Below are 21,816 nucleotides of genomic sequence, written 5' to 3'. Positions count from 1 at the left end.
TCGTCTCATCCGACGCCGCCAGACCGTCCGCCAGACTCAACTGACCCAAAACACGATCCGCCATCCCGAATCTCCCTGCTCCAACCTTCACCACAGAATCACCGTTCGGCTTCTGTGCAAAGGTCTCACAAGGGGAGAAGGGAAGGACTCCACTGTCATCGCTTGAAGCAGTCCGCTTGCCACCAGCCCCGCCTTTGGTGTAATCGCTCCGCACACTCGAACGTCTTGAAAGGAGGGCTGCGTGTCTTTCGACCACCACCGTCAGCGCGGCCCTGTCGCTGCCCTGCGAGTTTGCTTGCAGGGCTGACCAGAGACGGTCCGGGTTCTCCCGCTTCGATTTTCTTGGTCTGCCCTTCGTGGTGCCGCAACGCCTGTTCTGATGGCCAGCCTGCGCACCGTTAAAGTGCATCGAACCGGACCTTTATTCCGGGCAGACCAGAGAAATCCACATGGCCCTGATCAGCCTCAAATCCCTCGGCGTCACCATGAGTGCGCCGCTCTTCTCCAATCTCGATCTCACCATCGGCACCGGCGATCGGCTCGGCATCGTCGCCGCCAACGGCCGCGGCAAATCTACCTTGCTGAAGTGCCTGACTGGCGAAATGGAGCCGACATCAGGCGACATCACCCGCACCCGCGGCCTCCGGGTCGGCTATGTCGAGCAAGCCGTTCCCGCAATGCTGGCCGAGCGCGGCTTTCAGCAGGTGGTGGCCGACGCCTTGCCGGCCGAGCAGGCCGAAAGCGAGCAATGGCGCGTCGATGTGGTGCTCGACTCCCTCGACGTGCCTGAGCCGATGCGCGAGCGGCCGATGCGGGCGCTGAGCGGCGGCTGGCAAAGGCTGGCGCTGATCGCCCGAGTCTGGGTCACCGATCCCGATGTCCTGCTTCTCGACGAGCCGACCAACCATCTCGATCTCGCCAAGATCAGCCAGCTCGAAACCTGGCTGAACGCGCTGCCGCGTGAGGTGCCGGTGGTGATTGCCAGCCACGACCGCGCCTTCCTCGACGCCACGACCAACCGCACGCTGTTCCTGCGCCCTGAGCAGTCGTCGGTGTTTGCGCTGTCCTATTCCAGGGCGCGCGACGCTTTGAGCGAAGTCGACGCCTCGACGGAGCGCAAGTTCCAGCGCGACATGAAGGTGGCGCAGCAATTGCGCCGGCAGGCGGCCAAGCTCAACAACATCGGCATCAACTCTGGCAGCGACCTGCTGACGGTCAAGACCAAGCAGCTCAACCAGCGCGCCCAGCGCCTCGAGGAGGTCGCGGCACCGGCGCACCGCGAAAGATCGGCGGGCGCGATAAAGCTCGCCAATCGCGGCACCCATGCCAAGGTGCTGATCACGCTGGACGACGTGGTGGTCGAGACGCCTGACGGCAGGCTGCTGTTCAGGACCGGCAAGCGCCATATCTGCCAGGGCGACCGCATCGTCCTGCTCGGCCGCAACGGTGTCGGCAAGTCGCGGCTCATCAGCCTGATCAGAAATGCCATCGTCGAGCCGGATATGGCAGCGCAAGGCGTGAAGGTAACGCCGTCGACGGTGCTCGGCTACAGCGACCAGGCGCTGTCAGGCATCAGTGGCGAAGACACGCCGCTGGCGATGCTCTCGCGCAGCTTCGATGTCGGCGAGCAACGCGCCCGCTCGCTGCTCGCCGGTGCGGGCGTCAGCATCGACATGCAGGAGCGCAGGATCGGCGTGCTGTCGGGCGGACAGAAGGCGCGGCTGATGATGCTGGCGCTGAGGCTCGCCAATCCCAATTTCTACCTGCTCGACGAGCCGACCAACCATCTCGACATCGATGGCCAGGAAGCACTGGAAGCAGAATTGCTGGCCCATGAGGCAAGCTGCCTGCTTGCCTCGCACGACCGCTCCTTCATCAGGGCGATCGGCAACCGCTTCTGGCTGATCGAGAAGCGGCGGCTGGTCGAGGTCGACAGCCCGGAGGATTTCTTCCGATCGGTGGCAGAAACGCGCGGTTGAAGCTTTGCTCCAAAAAATTCCGACGGTCTGTCGGATCATGGCCGCGCGCCACGTCCTTGGGATGCCGACACGATGATGCCGGCGCCAATCGAGGAGAGAGCATCATGTCTATTCTGTCATCCGTAGGTCGCATAGCGACCCGTTACTCGGCGGCTCGCGCCCGCTTCCGCAGCGAGCGCGCCATCCTTTCGTTGCCGATCGAACTGCGCAAGGACATCGGCTGGCCGGAAATCGTCATCGACCCACAGAACAGCCCGCGGATTGGCCTGGCTCCTTGACAAGAGGGCTCCTTGACAACGGGGCTCCTTGACAAGAGCCGGCCGTCGCACGGTCGGCACCAAAAAAGCGCGTCGGCCATGTAGGATCGCCGCTGCCGCATTCGTCCTGTGGTTCGCAACGCCTAACCAAAGAGGAGCAAGACATGAACGATCAGCCCCAGACCCAGCCTGCCGCGAAAGTCCTCGGTGGATTGACGCCCTACCTTCAGCTGGACGGCGCCTTCAAGGCTTCAGAATTCTATCAGAAGGCCTTCGGCGCCGAGCAGGTCTTCTTCTACCCGCCGGACGAGAAGGGCCGGACGATGCATATCCATCTCCACATCAACGGTTCGACGCTGATGATTTCCGATTTCTATCCCGAGCATGGAATGGCGGCGGTGAAGCCGCAGGGCTTCACAATGCAGCTGCATCTCGGCAGCGACGACATCGACGCCTGGTGGCAGCGCGCCGTCGACGCCGGCTGCACGGTCGGTACGCCGCTGCAGGTGATGTTCTGGGGCGACCGCTGGGGTCAGCTGACTGATCCTTTCGGCGTCGAGTGGGCGATGAACGCGCCGGTGAAGGCAGCGTAGCGCATTCCTTCCTTCTCCCCTTGCTTGTGGGAGAAGGAAAATCCCACAATCAAGGAGAACCACAATGTCCTATGTCGATGGCTTCGTACTCGCCGTGCCGAAGGCAAATCTCGATGCCTACAAGAAGATGGCGCAGCTCGGCGGCACCGTCTGGAAGGAGCATGGCGCGCTCGCCTATGTCGAATGCATAGGCGACGACGTGCCCTATGGCGAGGTCACCTCGTTTCCGCGCGCCGTGCAGGCCAAGGACGACGAGGTCGTCGTCTTCTCATGGGTCGTCTATGAATCGCGGCAGAACCGCGATGCAGTGATGGCCAAGGTAATGGCCGACCCACGCCTGAACGGAGAGCTATCGGCGATGCCCTTCGACAGCAAGCGCATGATCTTTGGCGGCTTTCAGCCCTTCATTGAGCTGTAGGCCCGCAACGCATTACGCTAGCCGGTCAAGCAGCGGCTTGAGCCGATCGCCGTAGCGCTTCCACAGATCGACCGAGCCCTGGTACATCGGCTGGCGCACTTGCGCCGCCGAGGCTGTACGCACGGGACGGTCGGTCTCGTGGAACGACAGCACTCTATCGTCCCACGGCAGGCCGAGATGAGCGATCAGCGCCCGCGTCTGCCCTTCCTGGTCGGCGACGAAATCCTCATAGCGCACATCGTGCACGACACCGGGCAGCACGGCGTGCCAATGCGCCATGATGTCGGTGTAGAGATTGTGGAAGTCGGCGAGCTCGCCGAGATCGTAGCCATAACGGTGAGTGTCGCCGCGGAAATGCACCTTGTAGATCGACAGGCAGGTCGCCGCCGCATCGCGCACGCAATGGATGATCCTGGCCTTCGGCAGCATCAGACGGATAAAGCCGATAAACAGAAAGTTGCCTGGCATTTTGTCGGTGACATGGCGGACATGCGGATAGCGGGCATGCAGCATATCGAGGTAGGCCTGCCCGGCATCGGCAAAATCCGTGTCGGGTACATCGGATACGCCCCAGGGAAAGCCACCTGGCATGGTTGACGGAAACTGCTTGCCGACCACCGTCTTCAAAATACTGAGCTCGCCGGCGCCATAGACCTGGGGATGGCTGGCGATGATCTGTTCGACCAGCGTCGTGCCCGAACGCGGCATGCCGACGATGAAGATCGGCGCATCGTCGGCGGTTGCGCTTGGCTTATGCTTTTCGAAGAAGCTGGCATCGAACACCGATTTCATCGCCTCGAATTCGGCCCGCGTCCTCACCGGATCATAATCGATGCCCTTGCGGCGGATGGCATTACCTTCGGCGAAATAATCAAAGGCGCGCGGGTAATCTTTCAGGTCGTCATTGGCCTTGCCGAGGCCGAAGGCAAGCTGCATGCGCGCCAGGCTGTCTTGCGGCGCCTTGGCATGCTGCGCCTCCATGCCGGCAAGCTCGGCGTCGCGCTCTTTCTGGCGCTTGACCTGCGTCAGCATCAGCCAGGCCCGGGCCATGCCGGGATTGACGGTCAGCGCCTGGCGGAACAAGTCAGTCGCTTCGTCGAGCTTGCCCTTTTCCATCAGCCCGACGCCCAGCCCGTGCAGCAGGTCGGCGTCCTTAGGCCGGATCGTCAGCGCTTCCCGGAAGATGGCAAGCGACTCATCGAGCCGCCCGGCCTCCTGCAGCGTTTCGGCAAGCCCGATGCGGGCGCGAACATGGAACGGGTTGCGACCGATGGTGCCGCGATAGATCTCCTCTGCGTCCTCGAACTGTCCCATCTGCTTTAGCGACGAGCCGAGATTGTCGCGCGCCGCAAGCTGGTCCGGGCGCAGCGCCACCGCGCCACGGAAGAAATCGACGGCTGCACTGACACGGCCGAGGTCGCGCATCACCGTGCCGAGGTTGTTGAGGAAATCCGGATTCTTGGGTTGCAGGCGCACCGACTGTTCGAGGAGATCGAGGCCTTCGGCGCTGCGCCCGGTCTGGTGCAGCAGAAGCCCGAGAAAATGCGCCGCCGCCGCGTGATTGGCCTTCTGCGCCAGCACCTGCCGGTAGAGCATCTCGGCTTCCTGCCGGCGCCCCGCCTGATGCAATTGCAGCGCCTGCTGCACACGCTGGTCGAGCCCCAGCGGCGGCTGTCCGCCTGAGCCGAAATTGGCGCCCGCGCCTGCCGGTCTTCTCGGATCTCTGTTGATGGGAAACCTGCCGTGTTTTGTCCGCCTGCCGCGATCTAGGCCATCGGCGCGACAGGTTCAAGGGGTCGCAGGCCAGCTTACCTGAAATCGGCCCGGGTCAATACATACATGTTCCTGCGGCCGTGCGAATAGGCTTCGCGCGCGACATCCTGGATCGACGAGCGCTCCGCATCGAACGCGCTGAGATACTCGGCTTCGGCTCCGCTCGTGGCCGTTGCCGCCGAAAGCGCTGCAATCTCCACAAAGAACGGCACTTCGAACATGCCGTCATGGCCGACGAAACGAATGCGCTTGGCCGCCGCGTCGTAGGAGCGGCTGCGGTTGGGAAAATTGAGCGTCACACTCAAGCTCCTTGGTTTGTGGCAAAGCCGGCCACGTCAGATCAGGCGGTGGGTTTCGGCGAGCTGACGTGCCCGCCGCAGCGTGCCGTCGGTGTCGGCGATCTTTCGCCTTGCTGCCTCGTCACTTCTTATCGTCAGCCGCGCCGATATGACTTTTGTGGGCTTGATGATCGGCTTGATTGTTACGGTCGAGCCATCAGGCGTTTTCACGGAAACCATGGGCTTTCCTTTCAGACATAAATAAAAATCAATACCAGGATGAAATTTTCCGATACAATTTCAAACAATTCTTGTGAAGAGTTTGGACCGTATCATCATTCTGCAAATATCACTAGAAAAGTAATTTCGCCGCAAGATCGGCATCAGGCAGAAATCTTCTTGAATAAACCGCAATCTTGGATTAATGAATTGAGATCGTTTTTTGGGCCAAGCTTGGCATCTCGCGGCGTCAAAGGTTCTCGACCCGCCAAACTCATTCCAGATCGCCGATACCCAAATTGCCGATATAGGGACGCACGACACTCTAAGTCCCAGTGCCGCAAAGCGGGCACTACTTTATCGGAATCACGCCGGGAACGAGACTTCGAGGCACGAGAATGTCTGGCCGAACTACCCATTCCATCGCGCATTTCGAGGCGCCCTTCATGCTTGGCGGCCTGGAGGGAAAGTTGCCGGCCGGCGACTACGACATCGACCACGATGAGGAGCTTATCGATGGCATGTCATGGCTTGCCTGGCGCCGTGTCGCCACCTTCATCCATCTGCCGGCGAGAACGGTGAAAAGCCAGACCAGCCAATTGGTCGCCATCGACCTCGCCGAACTCGAAACCGCGCTGAGGCGCGACCAGGAGAATGCCGCATGATCCGCTTCCAGCAGAACGCGCGCCCGCGCACCGACACGCCCGCGCATCTTTTCGCAATCGGCCAGACCGTTCGCATGAAGAGCCGCACCGGCCTTGTCCAGAAGACCGCGGAGCTGTTCCAGATCAAGAGCAAGCTGCCGGTCAAGGACGGCTCGCCGCAATACCGCATCCGCAGCGACGAGGAGACCCATGAGCGGGTCACCACGGAAGATAATCTCGAAGTGGCCGACAATCCGAGCGCCTAGGCCCTCGTCGACCGCCACCACCACGTTCATCAATCACGAGGACCAAGAAATGGCCAAGGGTCAACAGCGCAGCAACCGCGAGACACGCAAGCCCAAGAAAGACAAGGCGGCGGCAAAGCCGGCCTCGCCCTTCGGCTCGGCCGTCAAGCAGGCGGAAGCCGGTTTGAAGCCGAAGTCCAAGGGCTAGCGCTCCGAAGCGCCGCGCGCGCCTCACCATGCTTGTGCACCTAAGCGGCTTTGGTGCACCCGCAGGACTGCGTCGCCGCAACACGGAGGCGTGTTTGAACTTCGTTGTCGAGTTCTATCGATCGCGCGACGCCGACGAAGCGATCCTCGACAGGGTATCACTCGAGGCGCCGAACCTGCGCGCCGCCCTGCAGGGCGCCACTGAGCTGTTCCGCTCGCTGGCGATGCCGCAGATCCCGGACCGCCTGCGCATTTCCGACGAAGACGGCAGCGAGCTCTATGCCGGCCCGGCCGATGGAGCGTATCCAGCGGACGGATGAGCAACACTGCATTCATTCAGCCACTAGCGGTTCTGCTTTTGATAGAATCGCCGAACCGCTCTAAGTATTTGTTCTTACGCAATTCCCCAGGGAAAGCGCTACGCGCTTTTCCCGGGAAAACCGCCACGCACCTTTTCCTGGAATTGCTCTAGCGGATCCAATTAAAGATCACGTAACGTCAAAAGCCATATAAGGTCCGCTGGAACCGGGCCCGATCACGGTTGGCTGCCCGGCAGGCCGCGCACGAAATCGTCGCTCGCAGCCAAAGGCAGGGAGGCGCACATGGACAGGCCGCGCATCATCGTGACTGCGGTGGTGTTGGCCTTGCTCGGCGCCATCGTGCCTATCGCGGCGATGTTCCACTTTTCATGGGTTCTGGCGGTTCAAGAAGAACATCAACGGCTGGATCTGTTCGCCAACCGCGCGATCGCCAGGGCCAGCATATCGCTCAAGGATGCAACCGACTCATTGCGTGAGATCGACCGGTTCACCGGCGACCGCTGTTCGGTGGGCCACATTGCCCGCATGCGGCAGCTCACCATCAACACCCGCTCGATCGAAGAGATGGGCTATTTCGAAACCGGACTGCTCAAATGCACATCCTGGGGCTCGACCGAAGGACGCGTTGCGCAAGCCGCACCGGATTTCACCACCGCAGACGGCGTTGCCGTCACTGCCCGGATACAGCCCCTGGCCGACCAGGGCCATCCGCTGATGGCCCTGCACTACAAGCACCATAATGTCCTTGTCGATCCTCTGCGCTTTGTCGACATTGTCGTCGATCCCGACATTCAGCTTGCCCTCGCGACCGACACCGGCGTCCTGCTCAGCGCGTTGAACGGGCCTGATCCCGCCCGCATCGCCAAGATCATCGCCACCCCGGGCAAAGGCCTGGATGACGGCCATCTGTTTGCCACGGCGCGCGGGACGGACTGGATCGCCGTCGCCACCGAACCGGAAAGCCAGATCGTGGACAGCGTGCGCAGGCGGCAATTGCTGTTGCTTCCTCTCGGCGTTTTCATTGCCGCCTTCATCATCGGCATGGTTGCCTGGTTGTCGCGGCGGCGGCTGTCGCCGCTGGGAGAATTGCAGATTGCCGTTCGCAAGCACGAGTTCATCGTCCACTATCAGCCGATCGTCGAGCTCAGGACCGGCAATTGCGTGGGGGCCGAAGCGCTGGTGCGCTGGAGACGGCCCGACGGCTCGCTGGTCCGGCCCGATCTTTTCATCCCGCTGGCCGAAGAGAGCGGCCTGATCGCGGCAATCACCGATCAGGTCATAGCCCTTGTCGTTTTGGACCTGAAAAAGCTTCTTGTCGCCAATCCTTCCCTCCACATCGCGATCAATCTCAGCCCGGCCGACGTCAGAACGGCAAGGGTCCTTCCGGTCATCGAAAAGGCCCTGCAGCACACCGGAATTCAGCCTCGGCAGATCTGGCTGGAGGCGACGGAGCGCGGTTTCGTCGACGTCGATTCAGCGCGCTCGACCGTCATTCGCGCCCGCGAGCTTGGCCACGCGGTCGCAATCGACGACTTCGGCACAGGCTATTCCAGCCTGTCCCACCTCGAAGGCCTACCGCTCGATGCGCTGAAGATCGACAAATCGTTCATCGACACGATTGCCACGGATTCCGCCACCAGTTCCGTAACGCCGCATATCATCGACATGGCCAAGACGCTGAAGCTGAAGATCATTGCCGAGGGCGTGGAGACGCAGGCACAGGCCGACTATCTGATGGAACGCGACGTCGACTATGGTCAGGGCTGGCTGTTTGCCAAACCCATGCCCGCGGCCGAGTTCATCGCCTATTGCCGCAAGGCGAGGCTGTCGGCGTAGAGGCAAGTGGCTGCCCTTCGCCCGCCTATGTCCAGTTGATAGATGGCCCCTCCCCGTCGCCGGACGGGGAGGAAACCAGCCCTTAGCAGGGACCGTCGTCGACGATGCGATAATCGGCGGCGCGGGCCTCGCATGCGTTGGGGAAGGTGCGCAGGTCGCCACGGCGGCGTGCACAGACAGGGGCATACTCGCGGGTGCAGAATGTCTGCTCCTCATCACCACCGCCACCGCCGCCGCCGTCACGGCACTGGCCGTCGCGGATGATGCGATACCCGGCTCGCTCGGCAAGGCAGGCATTGGCGAAGGTCTGGCGGTCGCCGCCACGCCGGGCGCAGACCGGATCATATTGCTTGGTGCAGAATTGCGGCCCGGGCCTTGGCGGACGGTACCCCGGTCCTTCGTCCACCACCACCGCGGTACAGGCCGCAAGAACTGCCGACAGCAACAGGATGGCAAAACCCTGCCGCGAGAAGATTGCCGCAAGAAATTTCATGACTATACCTCCCTCAAAGCCCCGCTCCAATGCATGTCGCCCAAAGCATGCCCACGGGCCTGATCCGAGGGTGCGCAGCGGTTTGGGATAACGACATGCACAAGAAAATGCAAAACGCGCTCTACTCCAAGCCGATCCTCGCCATTCCACCGCCAAATGCAACCCCTGTTTGCAAGCTCTCTGCCCGCTGGACCATGCGTGGGCGGGCACTGGCCGATGACCGGACGAGCACCCCAGCCTATCGGTGCCATGCGTCGGAATGCGCCCGACGGGAGGCCCGCGGGCGCTACCTTGCAACGATCACCTTTCCGTGCGATAAATTTCGTGTTCGGGCATTTGCGACCCGGAGAGCGGAACGTTTTGGACGACCTTTCCCCGATACTGTGAATCTCTGACGGCCCCGTTTTTCGGCGGGGGGTTTTGACCATGCGCCAATGCATGACTGCCGAAGCAACCACCGGGACTTGCCCACGGCGTCAGGCGGCGGGCAAACCACAAGACTGACACGGGTGAAGGAGTTTCCCCAATGGCCCAGACCGGCACCGTTAAGTTCTTCAACGCAACCAAAGGCTTCGGCTTCATCACGCCAGATGACGGCGCCAAGGACGTGTTCGTCCACATCTCCGCGATCGAGGCTTCGGGCCTGCGCACGCTCGTTGATGGCCAGAAGGTCACCTTCGATGTCGAGCCGGACCGGATGGGCAAGGGGCCGAAGGCGGTCAATCTCCGCGCCGACTGAACCGTCGCGCGCACGTCCGCTCGGACGTGCTCAGGACTGTGCCTGAGGTCTCCACAGGCCTTGTGCCGGCTTTCAGCGCCGGATCCGAGTTTTCGAAGGCGCGGCGGTTTTCGTCGCGCCTTTTTTCGTGCCCGGGTGGGCAAGCCAATGCGCGCAAAACTTTCTCTTGCCGATGACGCTAAAATAAACGACAAATTTCCACTCGGGCATTTGCCGGCCCGAGACTGGACTTGATGGGATCAAAGGAGCTTCCCATGCCGCAGACCGGCACCGTCAAATTCTTCAATCATGCCAAAGGCTTCGGCTTCATCACGCCGGATGATGGCGCGAAGGATGTCTTCGTCCACATTTCGGCCGTGCAGGCGTCGGGTCTTCCCGGTCTTGAGGATGGGCAGAAGGTAACATTCGACACCGAGCCGGACAAGCGCGGCAAGGGTCCGAAAGCCGTCAACCTGTCGATCGGCTGAGCCGGGATCGAGACAGCATCGGACGGATTCCGCAGGGCAAGTCCGCTCCTTGTTGAGCGTGCGATATTTGTGGCTCGCGCCAAGCCTGATCGATGAATGTCGACTGGTCCCAGCCCGCCAATTTCGTTCAGCCCCCGTTCAGCCACGGTCGCCTACTAGTCTTCGATAAGCCGGACCGCATCCCCAAATTACCCGGGCCGGCACGAAGGAGACCGAGATGAACCGAATTTTCAAGACCACCATCCTGTCCGCCGCGATTGTCGCGACCACGCTCGCGACCTTGCCCGCGGCCAGCGCCGGCGACTGGCGCCACCGGCACCACCATCGTGGCAATGGCAATGGCGACGCGATCGCGGCAGGCGTCCTTGGCCTCGCGGCCGGCGCCCTGATCGTTGGTGCGCTCAACAACCCGCAGCCCAGCTATTACGATCCCGGGTATGATGATTATGGGCGTTATCCACGGCCAGCCCCGGTGCGCCGCTACTACGCGGAACCGCGGGTCGCCTATAATGATGGTTACGCCGAGCCATGGACCCGTGGCTGGTATGAATATTGTTCGGATCGCTATCGCTCGTTCAACTCCCGGACCGGCACGTTCACCGGCTATGACGGCGAACAGCATTTCTGCACCGCCAACTAATACATGTCGCCCAAAAGCATGCGCACGGGCCTGACCCCAGGGGGCATAGCGGTTTTGGGATAACGACATGCACAAAGACAAAGGCCTTAAAGCGCAAAGCGCTTTAAGGCCTCCCCAGCCCTAAAAAAGCGCTGTCCGCATGGCCAGCGCTTTTTTGTTGTCGGCATGCGCAAGACAAGGGCCTGACGCGCATCGCATGAGGCGCCTCAGATGCGACGCGCTTTAAATCAGGAATGGATTGCTCTGGCGCTCCTCACCGAAGCGACCGCCGGGACCATGGCCGCAGATGAAGCCGACGTCGTCGCCGAGTGGCAAAAGCTTGTCCTTGATCGACGCGATCAGCGCGGCGTGGTCGCCGCCCGGCAGGTCGGTGCGCCCGACAGACCCACGGAACAGCACGTCGCCAACATGGGCGAACTTCGCAGCGCGATTGTAGTAGACGACATGGCCGGGCGCGTGACCCGGGCAATGAAAGACCTCGAACGCGTGCTGGCCGAACGAGACGGTATCGCCTTCGCTGAGAAAGCGGTCGGGCATGCAATTGCGCACCGGATCGGTGATGCCGTAGAGTTTTGCCTGGTTCTCGAGGTTGGCAAGCAATGGACGGTCGGCCTCATGCGGGCCGATGATCTGGACGCCGAGCGCCTCCTTCAGCTCCATGGCGCCGCCGGCATGGTCGATATGACCATGCGTGATCCAGATCGCGCCGGCGTTGATCGCGTTATCCTTTAGCACCGCCAGCACCTTGTCGATGTCGCCGCCCGGATCGACGACGACGCCTTGTCTGTCGTCCATGTCGAAGAGGATGGTGCAGTTTTGCTGGAAGGCCGTGACCGGCACGATACTGGCATTGAGCTGACCCATGATCGTCCTTTCGCTGTGTCGCCCCTGATGTAGAGACACATGCAAACGGCGTCCACCGTTGGCACGGACACAAAAGAAATGGGCGGCCGAAGCCGCCCATGCGAAAGCCCGAAACCGCCAAGCTTACTTCTTCATCGCATTCATGACCGCGCCGATGATGGCCGTCAGAATGGCGCCACCACCGGCACCGCCGACGATGTTTTGCAGATTCAGCGCGCTGCCCAATCCGCTAGTTGCCGCTGCGGCTGCAGCCGGATCGATCGTACCGCCGCCGAGCAGGCTGCCGAGGATCGCCGCGCCGCCGACGCCGCCAACGGCGCCGCCCAGAATTTTGGGAAGCTGACCCATTGCCGCTGTCTTGATCGCCGCGCCAACCGCCTGACCACCGATGATACCCGTAATCACCTGAATAATGATCGGAAGAAGCGTGTTCATGTCCATGTTACCAGTCCCTCCATAGCTGCCAGCCTCCCGGGCCGACACCATCATGAGACGCCGAATTGGACGAAAGTCAAATGCAGAAGTGCTTAAATAAAAGGGGCAGCCCGAAAACTGCCCCTACTTGTTAAAAAAGCTGTGACTTTCGTTATTCTGCGGCGATCGCATGCTTGGGTTGAACGGCCGCAGAATAGTCGTTCATCAGAGTCTTGGCGATTTCACCCACCTCGAATCGGTATTGACCGATCTCTGAAACGGGCGTCACCTCGGCCGCGGTCCCGGTGAGGAAGCACTGCTGGAAGCCTTCGAGCTCTTCCGGCATAATGGTGCGCTCGATCACCTCAAAGCCGCGATCCTTGGCAAGACCAATGACTGTACGGCGGGTGATGCCGTCGAGGAAGCAGTCGGGGGTGGGTGTGTGGATCTTGCCGTCCTTGACGAAGAAGATATTGGCGCCGGTCGCTTCCGCAACCTGGCCGCGCCAGTCGAGCATCATGGCGTCGGCATAGCCCTTGGCTTCGGCGGCATGCTTGGACATGGTGCAGATCATGTAGAGGCCGGCAGCCTTCGATTTCGACGGCGCAGTGCGCGGATCGGGGCGGCGCCATTCGGCCAGATCGAGACGGATGCCCTTCAGCTTCTGTGCCGGATCGAAATAGCTCGGCCACTGCCAGATGGCGATGGCGCAGTTGATCCGGCTGTTTTGCGCCGAAACGCCCATTTGTTCGCTGCCGCGCCAGGCGATCGGCCGGACATAGGCATCCTGAAAGCCCTGCTTCTTCAACAGCGTGCGGCAGGCGTCGTCGATCTCGGCAACCGAATAGGGAATCTTGAAGCCGAGCAGGCGTGCCGATTCATGCAGGCGCTCGCTGTGGTCGGTCAGTTTGAAAATCTCGCCGCCATAGGCGCGCTCGCCCTCGAACACCGCGCTGGCGTAGTGCAGGCCATGGGTCAACACGTGGATCTTGGCGTCGGCCCATTTGACGAACTCGCCGTTCATCCAGATAAAGCCGTCCATTTGGTCAAAGGGAACGGATGCCATGGTAACCTCCCGCGGGCGGCCGCCCGCACATCGTTGTGTCGTTGCGCGTTTCTTATCAGCCGCACCGGGCGGCCGGTATCTCGAAGCGTAGGCGGATATATAAGGTCTGGCAAACACAGGAAGTTCCGGAAAAACGGCTTTCCCTTGCCTTTTCGTTCGCAATCCGCCGAAAAGCTTGTCAAAAATTACCATTGCCGGGAAATTACGTCAATAGTACTGACATAATTTCCCTTTCGCACGGAGAAAAGATGACGGATCGCAGCCACCCAGCCGGAAAACCGATCAGGACGGCGGTCACCGACGAGGACGGCATCGACTTTGCCATCATCGAATTGTTCTTCTTCGCCTATCGCGATTTTACCTCCGATCCGGACCAGATCCTGTCCGATTATGGCTTCGGCCGCGCCCATCACCGGGTTCTGCATTTCGTCAATCGCAGGCCGGGCCTGACGGTCGCCGAACTCCTCGACGTGCTGAAGATCACCAAGCAGAGCCTGGCACGCGTGCTCAAGCAACTGATCGACACCGATCATGTCGTCCAGTTGCAGGGCCCGCGCGACCGCCGCCAGCGCGAACTCTATCCGACGGCCAAGGGCCGCGCCTTGGCGCTGGCGCTGGCACGGCCACAGTCGCGCCGCATCCATGCTGCATTGGAAGATTTCGGAGCCACCGAACGCGCCTTGATCGAACGCTTCCTGGAAGCGATGGTCAATCCGGAACTAAGGGCGCAGATCGACATTGTGCCCGCAAAAATGTCAGGGAAAAGCCATGGAGACCATTGAAAGGGTTGATCAACCGGCAGCACCGGATGATGATGCGCCGCATCTGCTGGTGATCGATGACGATACCCGTATCCGCAATCTTCTCAAACAATATCTGACCGAAAACGGCTTTCGCGTCACCGTTGCCGGAAATTCCGGCGAAGCGCGGCGCAAGCTCGCCGGCCTCGATTTCGACCTGCTCGTGCTCGATATCATGATGCCGGGCGAAACCGGCGTCGACCTCGCCAAGGCGTTGCGGGCGACCAAGAACGTGCCGATCCTGATGCTTACCGCGCTTTCCGAGACCGACAGCCGGATCACCGGGCTCGAGGCCGGCGCCGACGACTATCTGCCGAAGCCTTTCGATCCCCGCGAATTGATCCTGCGCATCAACAACATCCTGCGCCGCGGCGGTCCGGCAACGACGCCCAAGGTCGAGCAACTGGTCTTCGGCCCTTACACCTTCCAGATCGCCAGGCGGGAGCTCAAGCGCGGCGGCGAGGCTCTGAAGCTGACGGACCGCGAGCAGGAGATCCTGGCGATCTTCGCGGCGCGGGCCGGCGAAACGATACCGCGCCATGAACTTGTCGGCGACGAGTCCGAAGTCGGCGAGCGCACCATCGACGTCCAGATCAACAGGCTGCGCCGCAAGATCGAACGCGATCCGTCCAACCCGGTCTGGCTGCAGACCGTGCGTGGTATTGGGTATCGGCTCAGCGTGGAATAGACTGCCGCAATGCATGTCGCCGAAAAGTGCGAAGCGGTTTTGGGACGACGACATGCATAAAGTCGAAAATTGCAAGCGCAGCACTGCGCTTGCGGGTCCCTTGTTGAGCTGCAGATGGGCAAAAAGGGCGAATGGCGACCACGCAACTGGAACGGCCGGAAGATAGCGGCTTGAGCGCTCGCGCCAGGCGGGCGCTGAAGGCGGTGCCGCTTGCCTGGAAACGGTTCTGGCGCCTCGTTTCGCTTTACATGCCGAAGCGGCTCTATGCCCGCTCGCTGATCATCGTCATCGCACCGATGATCCTGCTGCAATCGGTCCTCGCCTTTGTCTTCATGGAACGCCACTGGCAGACTGTGACGCAGCGCCTGTCGCAGGCCACGGTCCGCGACATTGCCGCGATCGTCGACCTGGTTGAAACCTATCCGAACGACGCCGACTACGCCAATATCATCCGCATCGCGCAGGATCGCATGCAGCTGAAGATCGACTTGCTTCCGCCCGATCCGCTGCCAGCGCCCGGTCCAAAGCCGTTCTTCTCGATCCTCGACGAAATTCTCTCGTCCGAGATCACCCATCAGATCAACCGGCCGTTCTGGATCGACACGGTCGGCAATTCCAATATCATCGAGGTCCGCGTCCAGCTCGAGGGCAAGGTGCTGCGCGCCTTCGTGCGCCGCAGCCAGGCCTATGCCTCGAACACGCACATTTTCCTGATCTGGATGGTCGGCACCTCGCTGGTGCTGCTGATGATCGCCATCCCTTTCCTGCGCAACCAGATCCGGCCGATCCTGACGCTGGCCGAGGCCGCCGAAAGTTTCGGCAAGGGCCGGCCGATGCCGCGCGATTTCCGTCCGCGCGGCGCCGAGGAGGTCCGCCGCGCCGGCTTTGCCTTCATCCAGATGCGCGAACGCATCGAACGCCAGCTCGAACAGCGCACCGCTATGCTGACCGGCGTCAGCCACGATTTGAGAACCATCCTCACTCGCTTCAAGCTGCAGCTTGCGCTGACCGGGACCAAGGCCGACACCGAGGCGCTCGGCCAGGACATCGATGACATGCAGTCTATGCTGGAAGGCTATCTCGCCTTTGCTCGCGGCGAGGCAACGGAAGACGCCGGCCGTTTCAATCTTGAAGCGTATTTCGAAAAGCTGGGCGAGGAGGCCACGCTGCGCAAGCGCAAACTGTCGACCGCGCTCGCCGGCGATCCAAATGTGCATGTGCGGCCCCACGCCTTTGCCCGGCTGTTGTCCAATATCGTCGGCAACGCCTTCCGTTACGCCAAGACGGTTGAAATCAACGCCAACCATGGCCGCGGCTCGCTGCTCGTCACCATCGACGACGACGGTCCGGGCATTCCGCCCGAAAAGCGCGAGGACGTGTTCAAGCCTTTCGTGCGGCTTGACGAGGCCCGCAACCTCGACGCCAGCGGCACCGGCCTTGGCCTTGCCATCGCACGCGACATAGCCCGCAGCCATGGCGGCGATATCATGCTGGACAAGAGCCCGCTCGGCGGCTTGCGCGCCGTCATCAAGGTTCCGGCCTGATTAGAGCGACGTGCGTCCAGTTGGACGCACAAAGTACGCTCTAACGCTTTGAACCTACGCACCGTGCTTTCCGAACCGAAGGTCAGCGCAGCAAAAATCGAATTCGATTTTCGGGACGACGCGCTGCTTTTCTGGCAGCTGCGGACGACCGCCGGTTTGCGCCTTCATCGGCCCGTCATGAAACCATGCTGAAGAGCGCGCATGAAGCGTGCGATCCTGATTGATTCGGCCTTGCGGCCTCGCATCAAGGAAACCGACGACATTTCAAGCAAAGGGCTGCTATGCGCATCCTGATGGTCACCGACGCCTGGCGCCCGCAAGTCAACGGCGTCGTCCACACGCTGGAACGGCTTTCGGAAACCCTGAAAGCCTTCGACGTCGAGACGGACTTCCTGACCCCGAACATCTTTCGCACCTTGCCCCTGCCGACCTATCCGGACATCCGGCTGGCGCTGACGACGCCGGGCCATGTCGCGCGCCTGATCGAAGTGCGCAATGCCGATCATATCCATATCGTCACCGAAGGCCCGCTCGGCATCATGGCGCGGCGCTATTGTCGCAAGGCAGGCCGGCCGTTCACGACGAGCTATCACACGCGCTTCCCGGAATATCTTAGCGCGCGGCTGCCTATACCGGAGGCCTGGGCCTACCGCTGGCTTCGCGATTTCCACAATTCCGGACAGGGCACGCTGGTCGCCACCCAGTCGCTGGCGGACGATCTGTCGGCGCGCGGCTTCACCAAGCTGAGGCCGTGGACGCGCGGCGTCGACACCGACCATTTCCGGCCGGACAAGAGGAAGGATCTGGGGCTCAAGGGACCGATCTTCCTCTGCGTCGGCCGCGTCGCGATCGAAAAGAACCTAGCCGCCTTCCTCGATCTCGACCTGCCCGGCAGCAAGGTGATCGTCGGCGAGGGGCCGGAGTTGGCCAGGCTCAAGGCCAGATACCCCGCTGCCCATTTCCTTGGCCACCGCCCGAATGACGAACTGGCCGAGATCTACGCCTCGGCCGATGTCTTCGTCTTCCCCAGCCGCACCGACACATTCGGCAATGTCATCATCGAGGCGCTGGCCAGCGGCACGCCGGTCGCAGCCTATCCGGTGACGGGGCCAATCGACATTGTCGGCGACGGGGTTGGCGGAGCGGTGTCGAATGATTTGCGTGAGGCAGCGCTCGCCGCGCTCCACGTCGACCGCGCTGAGGCGCGCGAACGGGCAATGCGCTATAGCTGGAAAGCCTGCGCGGAAATGTTTCTGGAGACGGTTGAAGAGGCGCTGGGCACCACGCGCAAACTGACACCACCTTTCGTCATCCACGGGCGAAGCGGCGGCGAAGCCGACGCGCAGACCCGAGGATCCATGCCGTGACCTGCGAGCGACCCCTTCGGTGAAGAACTTGTTGGGTTGAGGCGACGAGCCGCACTTGCCCCACAGGAGCGGCCAGAACAACGCGATTCTGGACCGTCCTACTCTTCGACCACTGCTACGGCATGGATTCTCGGGGTTGCGCGTCCGCTTCGCCCGTGGATGACGAAGCTAAAATAATCGGCCGCCATCCGGCACCTTGCGTTCGATCGCGCCAAGCACGACGGCGCCCTCCTCGTCGGGAAAGCCAAGCGTCAGCACTTCCGACATGAAGGGGCCGATCTGCCGCGGCGCAAAATTGACCACCGCGAAGACCTGCCGGCCGACCAGCGTCTCGGGCGCATAATATTTGGTGATCTGCGCCGACGATTTCTTCACACCGATGTCAGCGCCGAAATCGATCTTCAGCTTGATCGCCGGCTTTCGCGCCTCGGGAAACGGCTCGGCTTCGATAATCGTGCCGGCGCGGATATCGACACGGTCGAAATCGGCGAAGCTGATCTCGGGCTTGCGCTGGCTGCTCGAGCTCATTGATGGTCAGGACCTGGCTCAGGCGTTTCCATAGGTCTCGAACAGGACGCCGGCCAGCGCCTCCTTGGCCGAGGTTCCCGACCAGACGACGAACTGGAACGCCTGGAAATAGCATTCGCAGGCTTCCAGCGCCGACGACAACAGCACCTCGACCTGCTGGCTCGACGGCTCGACCCCACCGGCAAGCAGCAGCGACTGGCGGAACATGATCGCGCCTTCCTGTTCCCAGAGGTCGAAATGGCCGAACAGCATCTGCTCGTTGATCAGCGAAAGCAGCCGCATCACTTCGAGCGCGCGCGCCTCCGGCACCTTGATGTCGAAAGCGCAGGCCAGATGCAGCGCCTCGAAATCCTCCATCCAGGAAAATGAGACGTGGTAGTCGGTCCAGCTTCCGGCAACCGAAATCGAAATCTCGTCGTCGCCGGCCCGTTCGAAGGACCAGTCGTTGTTGTGGGCCACCTGCTCGATAACATCCACCGGATGAATTTCGCGAGAGAGGTCGAGTTCGAGAAGTTCCATGGAATGCTTCCTGTCGTTCCTTCGCAACGGCCCGAAAATCGGTTCGATTTTCGGAAAGCACGATGCGAACGTTCAAAGTTCTAGAGCGTACTTTGTGCGTCCAAGTGGACGCACGTCGCTCTAGTGAGCGCCACACGCTCCGCGGGCACACACAACGAACAATCTTGTCTAGAACTCGGACGGCCGGGACTTCGTCAACGCAAAGACCCCAGACCGGACCCCACCGCCCGGCGCATGACCCTGCTTCGAATCATGCAACAAATTCAGTCTATTGATCGGGAGTCGCGTGACCAGCCCAATTTTTCGCACTGCGTCATTCGCATGTGGAAAGCCTCTGTCACGAAGATTCACGCAATGCCGGTAAGCGATTCACGACAAAGCGCTTTTTGCGATTGTGCTTTGTGGAAAAGTTTAACGATTATTTTTTTGATCTGGGCTTTGCCGCAGCCGCAGGCGCGGCCTGCCCGGTCAATTCGGTGAGCTTTGCCTCAAGCGCTTCGAGGCGCGCAGCAAGGCGGGTGTTTTCTTCCCTGGCCTTCGCCGCCATATCGCGTGCGGCCTCGAATTCTTCGCGCTGCACCAGGTCCATCGAGTTGAGAACGCGCTCGGCCTGCCCCTTGAAAGCGGTTTCTACTTCGCGCCGCACCCCTTGCGCGGCACCCGCGGCGTCGGTCATCAGCTTGGCGAATTCATCGAGAATGCGGTTCGGTCCGGTCGACATGGCAAATCCTCGCTTGGTCGATTTGACGTAGTGGCGCGCGACCCGGAATGCAAGCATCCACGTCGCCTTGACCCCGCCAAAACCCTGCCGCATGGTCCGCGCCCGAACGTGATCCGCAACCGGGAGATCCTGTTGAGCGAGTATCTTATGCTGCCGCTGGCGGCCCTGCCCTTCCCCAACATTGACCCGGTCATCGTCCAGATCGGACCGCTGGCGGTGCATTGGTATGGCGTCGGCTACATCGTCGGCATTCTCTTCGCCTGGTGGTATGCCAAGCGGCTCGTCACCAATGCAAGGCTCTGGCCCGACGGCACCGTGCCTATGAAGCCTGAGGATCTCGACGACTTCATCGTATGGGCGGCCATCGGCGTGGTGCTTGGCGGACGCACTGGCTACGTGCTGTTTTACGACCTGCCACGCTACATCGCCCACCCGCTCGATATACTCGCCGTCTGGCAAGGCGGCATGTCGTTCCATGGCGGCCTGCTCGGCGTCATTCTCGCCATGACGCTGTTTTCCTGGTCGCGCGGCATCCGCACATGGTCGCTGTTCGACGTGGTTGCAGCTGGCGTGCCGGTCGGCCTTGGCCTCGTTCGCATGGCGAATTTCATCAACTCCGAACTCTGGGGCAGGCCGACCGATGTTCCATGGGCGGTCGAATTTCCCAATGGCGGCCCATTTGCACGCCATCCGAGCCAGATCTACGAGGCGCTGCTCGAGGGCCTGGTGCTGTTCCTGATCCTGCGCTTCCTCACCCATTCCAGGCTCAAGCTAAAGACGCCGCGCTTCGTCGGCGGCGCCTTCATTTGCGGCTACGGTCTCTCGCGCATCGTCGTCGAATTCTTCCGCGAGCCCGATCAGCAGCTCGGCTATCTCCTCGGCACCGGCTGGCTGACCATGGGCATGGTGCTGTCGCTACCAATGGTGCTTGCCGGCGTCTGGGCGATGGCGACTGCAAAGCCGGTAACACAGCCCCAGCCGGTATGACCCGGCTGAAAACCCGCATCGTCGAGCTGATCGGTGCGGCGGGACCGATCCCGGTCAACCAATACATGGCGCTTTGCCTGTTCGATCCGCAGGACGGCTACTATACGACGCGCGAACCGTTCGGGGCTGCCGGCGACTTCGTCACCGCGCCGGAGATCAGCCAGATGTTCGGCGAGTTGGTCGCTGTCTGGCTCTACGAAGCCTGGCTGGCGACCGGCCGGCCGATGCCGGTCACCATCGCCGAGATCGGTCCTGGCCGCGGCACGCTGATGAAGGACATGCTGCGCACGCTTTCGCGGCTCGATCCGGCGCTGACCGCCGGCGCATCCTTCGCCATGGTCGAGACCAGCCCGCGGCTGATAGATGTCCAAAAGCAAACGCTTGCCGCCACGCCGGCCACGATCGGTTGGCACGAAAGCACGGGCACGCTGCCGCAGACCCCGCTTTTCATCGTCGGCAACGAATTGTTTGACGCTGTGCCCATCCGACAGTTCGTCCGCGCCGGAACAGGCTGGCGCGAACGGATGATCGGCCTCGACGGCGCGGACGAATTGCACTTCTTCGCCGGCGCCGGCTCGGTCGATCCGACGCTGTTGCCGAACGACGCCGAAAATGCGCCACAGGGCGCGATTGTCGAGGTCGCGCCGGCCCGAGCCGCGCTGATGGCGACCATCGCTGAGCGATTGGCCGAGCTCGGTGGCGCTGGCCTATTCCTCGACTATGGCTATCTCCGGCCAGGGATCGGCGACACGTTGCAGGCCTTGCGCAAGCACGATCACGAAGATGTGCTGGCCAATCCGGGCGAAGCCGATCTCACCGCCCATGTCGATTTCGCCGCCCTTGCCGCGATTGTGCGGGCGCACGGCCTCGATGCCCATCTCTCCACGCAAGGCGAATTCCTGGTGGAAATGGGCCTTCTCGAACGCGCCGGCCAACTCGGCGCCAATGCCGATGAGGCGGCTCGCGAAAAGATTGCAGGCGAGGTCGAGCGCCTCGCCGGCCCGCAAGCCATGGGTGACCTCTTCAAGGTGCTTGCCGTCCTGCCTGCCGAAATCGCCGTTCCGCCCTTTGCACCAGCGGATTGACTTTTCGCTGCCGCCTCTCCCACTCTCCCAACTTCCGACTGTCGCCCAACTTTGGACTTTCGCCCATCTTTGGACTGTAGCTTGACGAAATCGCCCACACGGACAACAACGCCGCCATGCTGAAT

28 protein-coding genes are annotated in these 21,816 nt (G+C 61.7%); 18 read left to right on the top strand and 10 right to left on the bottom strand.

Features of this window, described 5'->3' with window-relative positions:
• The first annotated feature begins 449 nt into the window (after positions 1 to 449).
• From EOB36_RS27470 to EOB36_RS27460, 4 genes are all read left to right on the top strand, one after another.
• Complete coding sequence (locus EOB36_RS27470) at positions 450 to 1,979, top strand: ABC-F family ATP-binding cassette domain-containing protein (protein WP_095488866.1); 1,530 nt, start codon at positions 450 to 452, stop codon at positions 1,977 to 1,979.
• A 104-nt stretch (positions 1,980 to 2,083) separates the two neighbouring features.
• Positions 2,084 to 2,257 carry a hypothetical protein gene (locus EOB36_RS34480; protein WP_164759191.1) on the top strand — a complete coding sequence of 58 codons (174 nt, stop codon included), beginning with the start codon at positions 2,084 to 2,086 and terminating at the stop codon, positions 2,255 to 2,257.
• 143 nt (positions 2,258 to 2,400) lie between these two features.
• The gene (locus EOB36_RS27465) at positions 2,401 to 2,829 is read left to right on the top strand and encodes a glyoxalase/bleomycin resistance/extradiol dioxygenase family protein (protein ID WP_095488864.1); all 429 of its coding nucleotides are present in this window, start codon (positions 2,401 to 2,403) and stop codon (positions 2,827 to 2,829) included.
• A 64-nt stretch (positions 2,830 to 2,893) separates the two neighbouring features.
• Positions 2,894 to 3,247, top strand: a complete 354-nt coding sequence (locus tag EOB36_RS27460) for a DUF1428 family protein (RefSeq protein ID WP_095488863.1) — start codon at positions 2,894 to 2,896, stop codon at positions 3,245 to 3,247.
• A gap of 12 nt (positions 3,248 to 3,259) precedes the next feature.
• On the opposite strand, the gene EOB36_RS27455 is transcribed toward EOB36_RS27460, so the two are convergent.
• The 3 genes from EOB36_RS27455 to EOB36_RS27445 form a co-directional block, all read right to left on the bottom strand.
• A complete protein-coding gene (locus EOB36_RS27455) occupies positions 3,260 to 4,843 on the bottom strand; it encodes a sulfotransferase (RefSeq protein ID WP_245467909.1) in 1,584 nt (527 codons plus the stop codon).
• A 212-nt stretch (positions 4,844 to 5,055) separates the two neighbouring features.
• Entirely contained in the window at positions 5,056 to 5,319 is a 264-nt protein-coding gene (locus EOB36_RS27450; RefSeq protein WP_095488861.1) for a DUF1488 domain-containing protein, read from the bottom strand.
• Between the two features lie 36 nt (positions 5,320 to 5,355).
• The gene (locus EOB36_RS27445) at positions 5,356 to 5,538 is read right to left on the bottom strand and encodes a hypothetical protein (RefSeq protein WP_128286122.1); all 183 of its coding nucleotides are present in this window, start codon (positions 5,536 to 5,538) and stop codon (positions 5,356 to 5,358) included.
• A gap of 377 nt (positions 5,539 to 5,915) precedes the next feature.
• Here EOB36_RS27445 and EOB36_RS27440 point away from each other — a divergent pair, with 377 nt between their 5' ends.
• The 5 genes from EOB36_RS27440 to EOB36_RS27425 all read left to right on the top strand — a co-directional run bounded on the left by EOB36_RS27440 (position 5,916) and on the right by EOB36_RS27425 (position 8,769).
• Positions 5,916 to 6,182, top strand: a complete 267-nt coding sequence (locus tag EOB36_RS27440) for a hypothetical protein (protein WP_095488859.1) — start codon at positions 5,916 to 5,918, stop codon at positions 6,180 to 6,182.
• Positions 6,179 to 6,427, top strand: coding sequence for a hypothetical protein (locus EOB36_RS27435; RefSeq protein WP_095488858.1), 249 nt, complete (start codon positions 6,179 to 6,181; stop codon positions 6,425 to 6,427). Before EOB36_RS27440 ends, EOB36_RS27435 begins: the two co-directional genes overlap by 4 nt.
• Positions 6,428 to 6,476: 49 nt before the next feature.
• Entirely contained in the window at positions 6,477 to 6,614 is a 138-nt protein-coding gene (locus tag EOB36_RS34475) for a hypothetical protein (protein ID WP_164547135.1), read from the top strand.
• 94 nt (positions 6,615 to 6,708) lie between these two features.
• Complete coding sequence (locus tag EOB36_RS27430; RefSeq protein WP_095488857.1) at positions 6,709 to 6,933, top strand: hypothetical protein; 225 nt, start codon at positions 6,709 to 6,711, stop codon at positions 6,931 to 6,933.
• A 282-nt stretch (positions 6,934 to 7,215) separates the two neighbouring features.
• Positions 7,216 to 8,769 (top strand): EAL domain-containing protein, encoded by a 1,554-nt coding sequence (locus EOB36_RS27425; protein WP_095488856.1) that lies wholly within the window; start codon positions 7,216 to 7,218, stop codon positions 8,767 to 8,769.
• Between the two features lie 82 nt (positions 8,770 to 8,851).
• Here EOB36_RS27425 and EOB36_RS27420 read toward each other — a convergent pair whose 3' ends face one another.
• Complete coding sequence (locus tag EOB36_RS27420) at positions 8,852 to 9,262, bottom strand: Kazal-type serine protease inhibitor (RefSeq protein WP_095488855.1); 411 nt, start codon at positions 9,260 to 9,262, stop codon at positions 8,852 to 8,854.
• 526 nt (positions 9,263 to 9,788) lie between these two features.
• On the opposite strand from EOB36_RS27420, the gene EOB36_RS27415 reads away from it, so the two are divergent.
• From EOB36_RS27415 to EOB36_RS27405, 3 genes are all read left to right on the top strand, one after another.
• Positions 9,789 to 10,001: a cold-shock protein gene (locus EOB36_RS27415; RefSeq protein ID WP_023799871.1), complete on the top strand. Its 213-nt coding sequence runs from the start codon at positions 9,789 to 9,791 to the stop codon at positions 9,999 to 10,001.
• A 254-nt stretch (positions 10,002 to 10,255) separates the two neighbouring features.
• Positions 10,256 to 10,468 carry a cold-shock protein gene (locus tag EOB36_RS27410; protein ID WP_006202521.1) on the top strand — a complete coding sequence of 71 codons (213 nt, stop codon included), beginning with the start codon at positions 10,256 to 10,258 and terminating at the stop codon, positions 10,466 to 10,468.
• A gap of 217 nt (positions 10,469 to 10,685) precedes the next feature.
• Positions 10,686 to 11,108, top strand: coding sequence for a BA14K family protein (locus tag EOB36_RS27405; protein WP_095488854.1), 423 nt, complete (start codon positions 10,686 to 10,688; stop codon positions 11,106 to 11,108).
• Between the two features lie 222 nt (positions 11,109 to 11,330).
• Here the strand turns inward: EOB36_RS27405 and EOB36_RS27400 are convergent, their stop codons facing one another.
• From EOB36_RS27400 to EOB36_RS27390, 3 genes are all read right to left on the bottom strand, one after another.
• On the bottom strand, positions 11,331 to 11,972 hold the full coding sequence (locus tag EOB36_RS27400) for an MBL fold metallo-hydrolase (RefSeq protein ID WP_128286121.1): 642 nt from the start codon (positions 11,970 to 11,972) through the stop codon (positions 11,331 to 11,333).
• 123 nt (positions 11,973 to 12,095) lie between these two features.
• Complete coding sequence (locus EOB36_RS27395) at positions 12,096 to 12,413, bottom strand: hypothetical protein (protein WP_095488852.1); 318 nt, start codon at positions 12,411 to 12,413, stop codon at positions 12,096 to 12,098.
• A gap of 145 nt (positions 12,414 to 12,558) precedes the next feature.
• Complete coding sequence (locus EOB36_RS27390) at positions 12,559 to 13,452, bottom strand: branched-chain amino acid aminotransferase (RefSeq protein WP_095488851.1); 894 nt, start codon at positions 13,450 to 13,452, stop codon at positions 12,559 to 12,561.
• Between the two features lie 248 nt (positions 13,453 to 13,700).
• Here EOB36_RS27390 and EOB36_RS27385 point away from each other — a divergent pair, with 248 nt between their 5' ends.
• The 4 genes from EOB36_RS27385 to EOB36_RS27370 all read left to right on the top strand — a co-directional run bounded on the left by EOB36_RS27385 (position 13,701) and on the right by EOB36_RS27370 (position 17,851).
• Positions 13,701 to 14,234 carry a MarR family transcriptional regulator gene (locus EOB36_RS27385; protein WP_164547134.1) on the top strand — a complete coding sequence of 178 codons (534 nt, stop codon included), beginning with the start codon at positions 13,701 to 13,703 and terminating at the stop codon, positions 14,232 to 14,234.
• Positions 14,221 to 14,940: a response regulator transcription factor gene (locus tag EOB36_RS27380; protein ID WP_036261013.1), complete on the top strand. Its 720-nt coding sequence runs from the start codon at positions 14,221 to 14,223 to the stop codon at positions 14,938 to 14,940. Before EOB36_RS27385 ends, EOB36_RS27380 begins: the two co-directional genes overlap by 14 nt.
• 131 nt (positions 14,941 to 15,071) lie before the next feature.
• Positions 15,072 to 16,484, top strand: coding sequence for an ATP-binding protein (locus EOB36_RS27375; RefSeq protein WP_126105281.1), 1,413 nt, complete (start codon positions 15,072 to 15,074; stop codon positions 16,482 to 16,484).
• 281 nt (positions 16,485 to 16,765) lie between these two features.
• Positions 16,766 to 17,851, top strand: coding sequence for a glycosyltransferase family 1 protein (locus EOB36_RS27370; RefSeq protein ID WP_245467908.1), 1,086 nt, complete (start codon positions 16,766 to 16,768; stop codon positions 17,849 to 17,851).
• Between the two features lie 168 nt (positions 17,852 to 18,019).
• Here the strand turns inward: EOB36_RS27370 and EOB36_RS27365 are convergent, their stop codons facing one another.
• From EOB36_RS27365 to EOB36_RS27355, 3 genes are all read right to left on the bottom strand, one after another.
• The gene (locus EOB36_RS27365) at positions 18,020 to 18,379 is read right to left on the bottom strand and encodes a tRNA-binding protein (RefSeq protein WP_095488848.1); all 360 of its coding nucleotides are present in this window, start codon (positions 18,377 to 18,379) and stop codon (positions 18,020 to 18,022) included.
• Between the two features lie 18 nt (positions 18,380 to 18,397).
• Complete coding sequence (locus EOB36_RS27360; protein ID WP_095488847.1) at positions 18,398 to 18,898, bottom strand: YbjN domain-containing protein; 501 nt, start codon at positions 18,896 to 18,898, stop codon at positions 18,398 to 18,400.
• Between the two features lie 418 nt (positions 18,899 to 19,316).
• Positions 19,317 to 19,619: an accessory factor UbiK family protein gene (locus tag EOB36_RS27355; protein ID WP_095488846.1), complete on the bottom strand. Its 303-nt coding sequence runs from the start codon at positions 19,617 to 19,619 to the stop codon at positions 19,317 to 19,319.
• Positions 19,620 to 19,751: 132 nt separating this feature from the next.
• On the opposite strand from EOB36_RS27355, the gene lgt reads away from it, so the two are divergent.
• Both lgt and EOB36_RS27345 read left to right on the top strand, forming a co-directional pair.
• Positions 19,752 to 20,606 (top strand): prolipoprotein diacylglyceryl transferase, encoded by an 855-nt coding sequence (gene lgt, locus EOB36_RS27350; protein WP_095489213.1) that lies wholly within the window; start codon positions 19,752 to 19,754, stop codon positions 20,604 to 20,606.
• Complete coding sequence (locus EOB36_RS27345; protein ID WP_095488845.1) at positions 20,603 to 21,691, top strand: class I SAM-dependent methyltransferase; 1,089 nt, start codon at positions 20,603 to 20,605, stop codon at positions 21,689 to 21,691. The genes lgt and EOB36_RS27345 overlap by 4 nt, the downstream gene beginning before the upstream one ends.
• Positions 21,692 to 21,816: the final 125 nt, after the last annotated feature.

Source organism: Mesorhizobium sp. M6A.T.Cr.TU.017.01.1.1, from assembly GCF_004023115.1.
Lineage (GTDB): Bacteria > Pseudomonadota > Alphaproteobacteria > Rhizobiales > Rhizobiaceae > Mesorhizobium > Mesorhizobium mediterraneum.
This window is presented reverse-complemented; position numbering and strand designations above follow the sequence as displayed.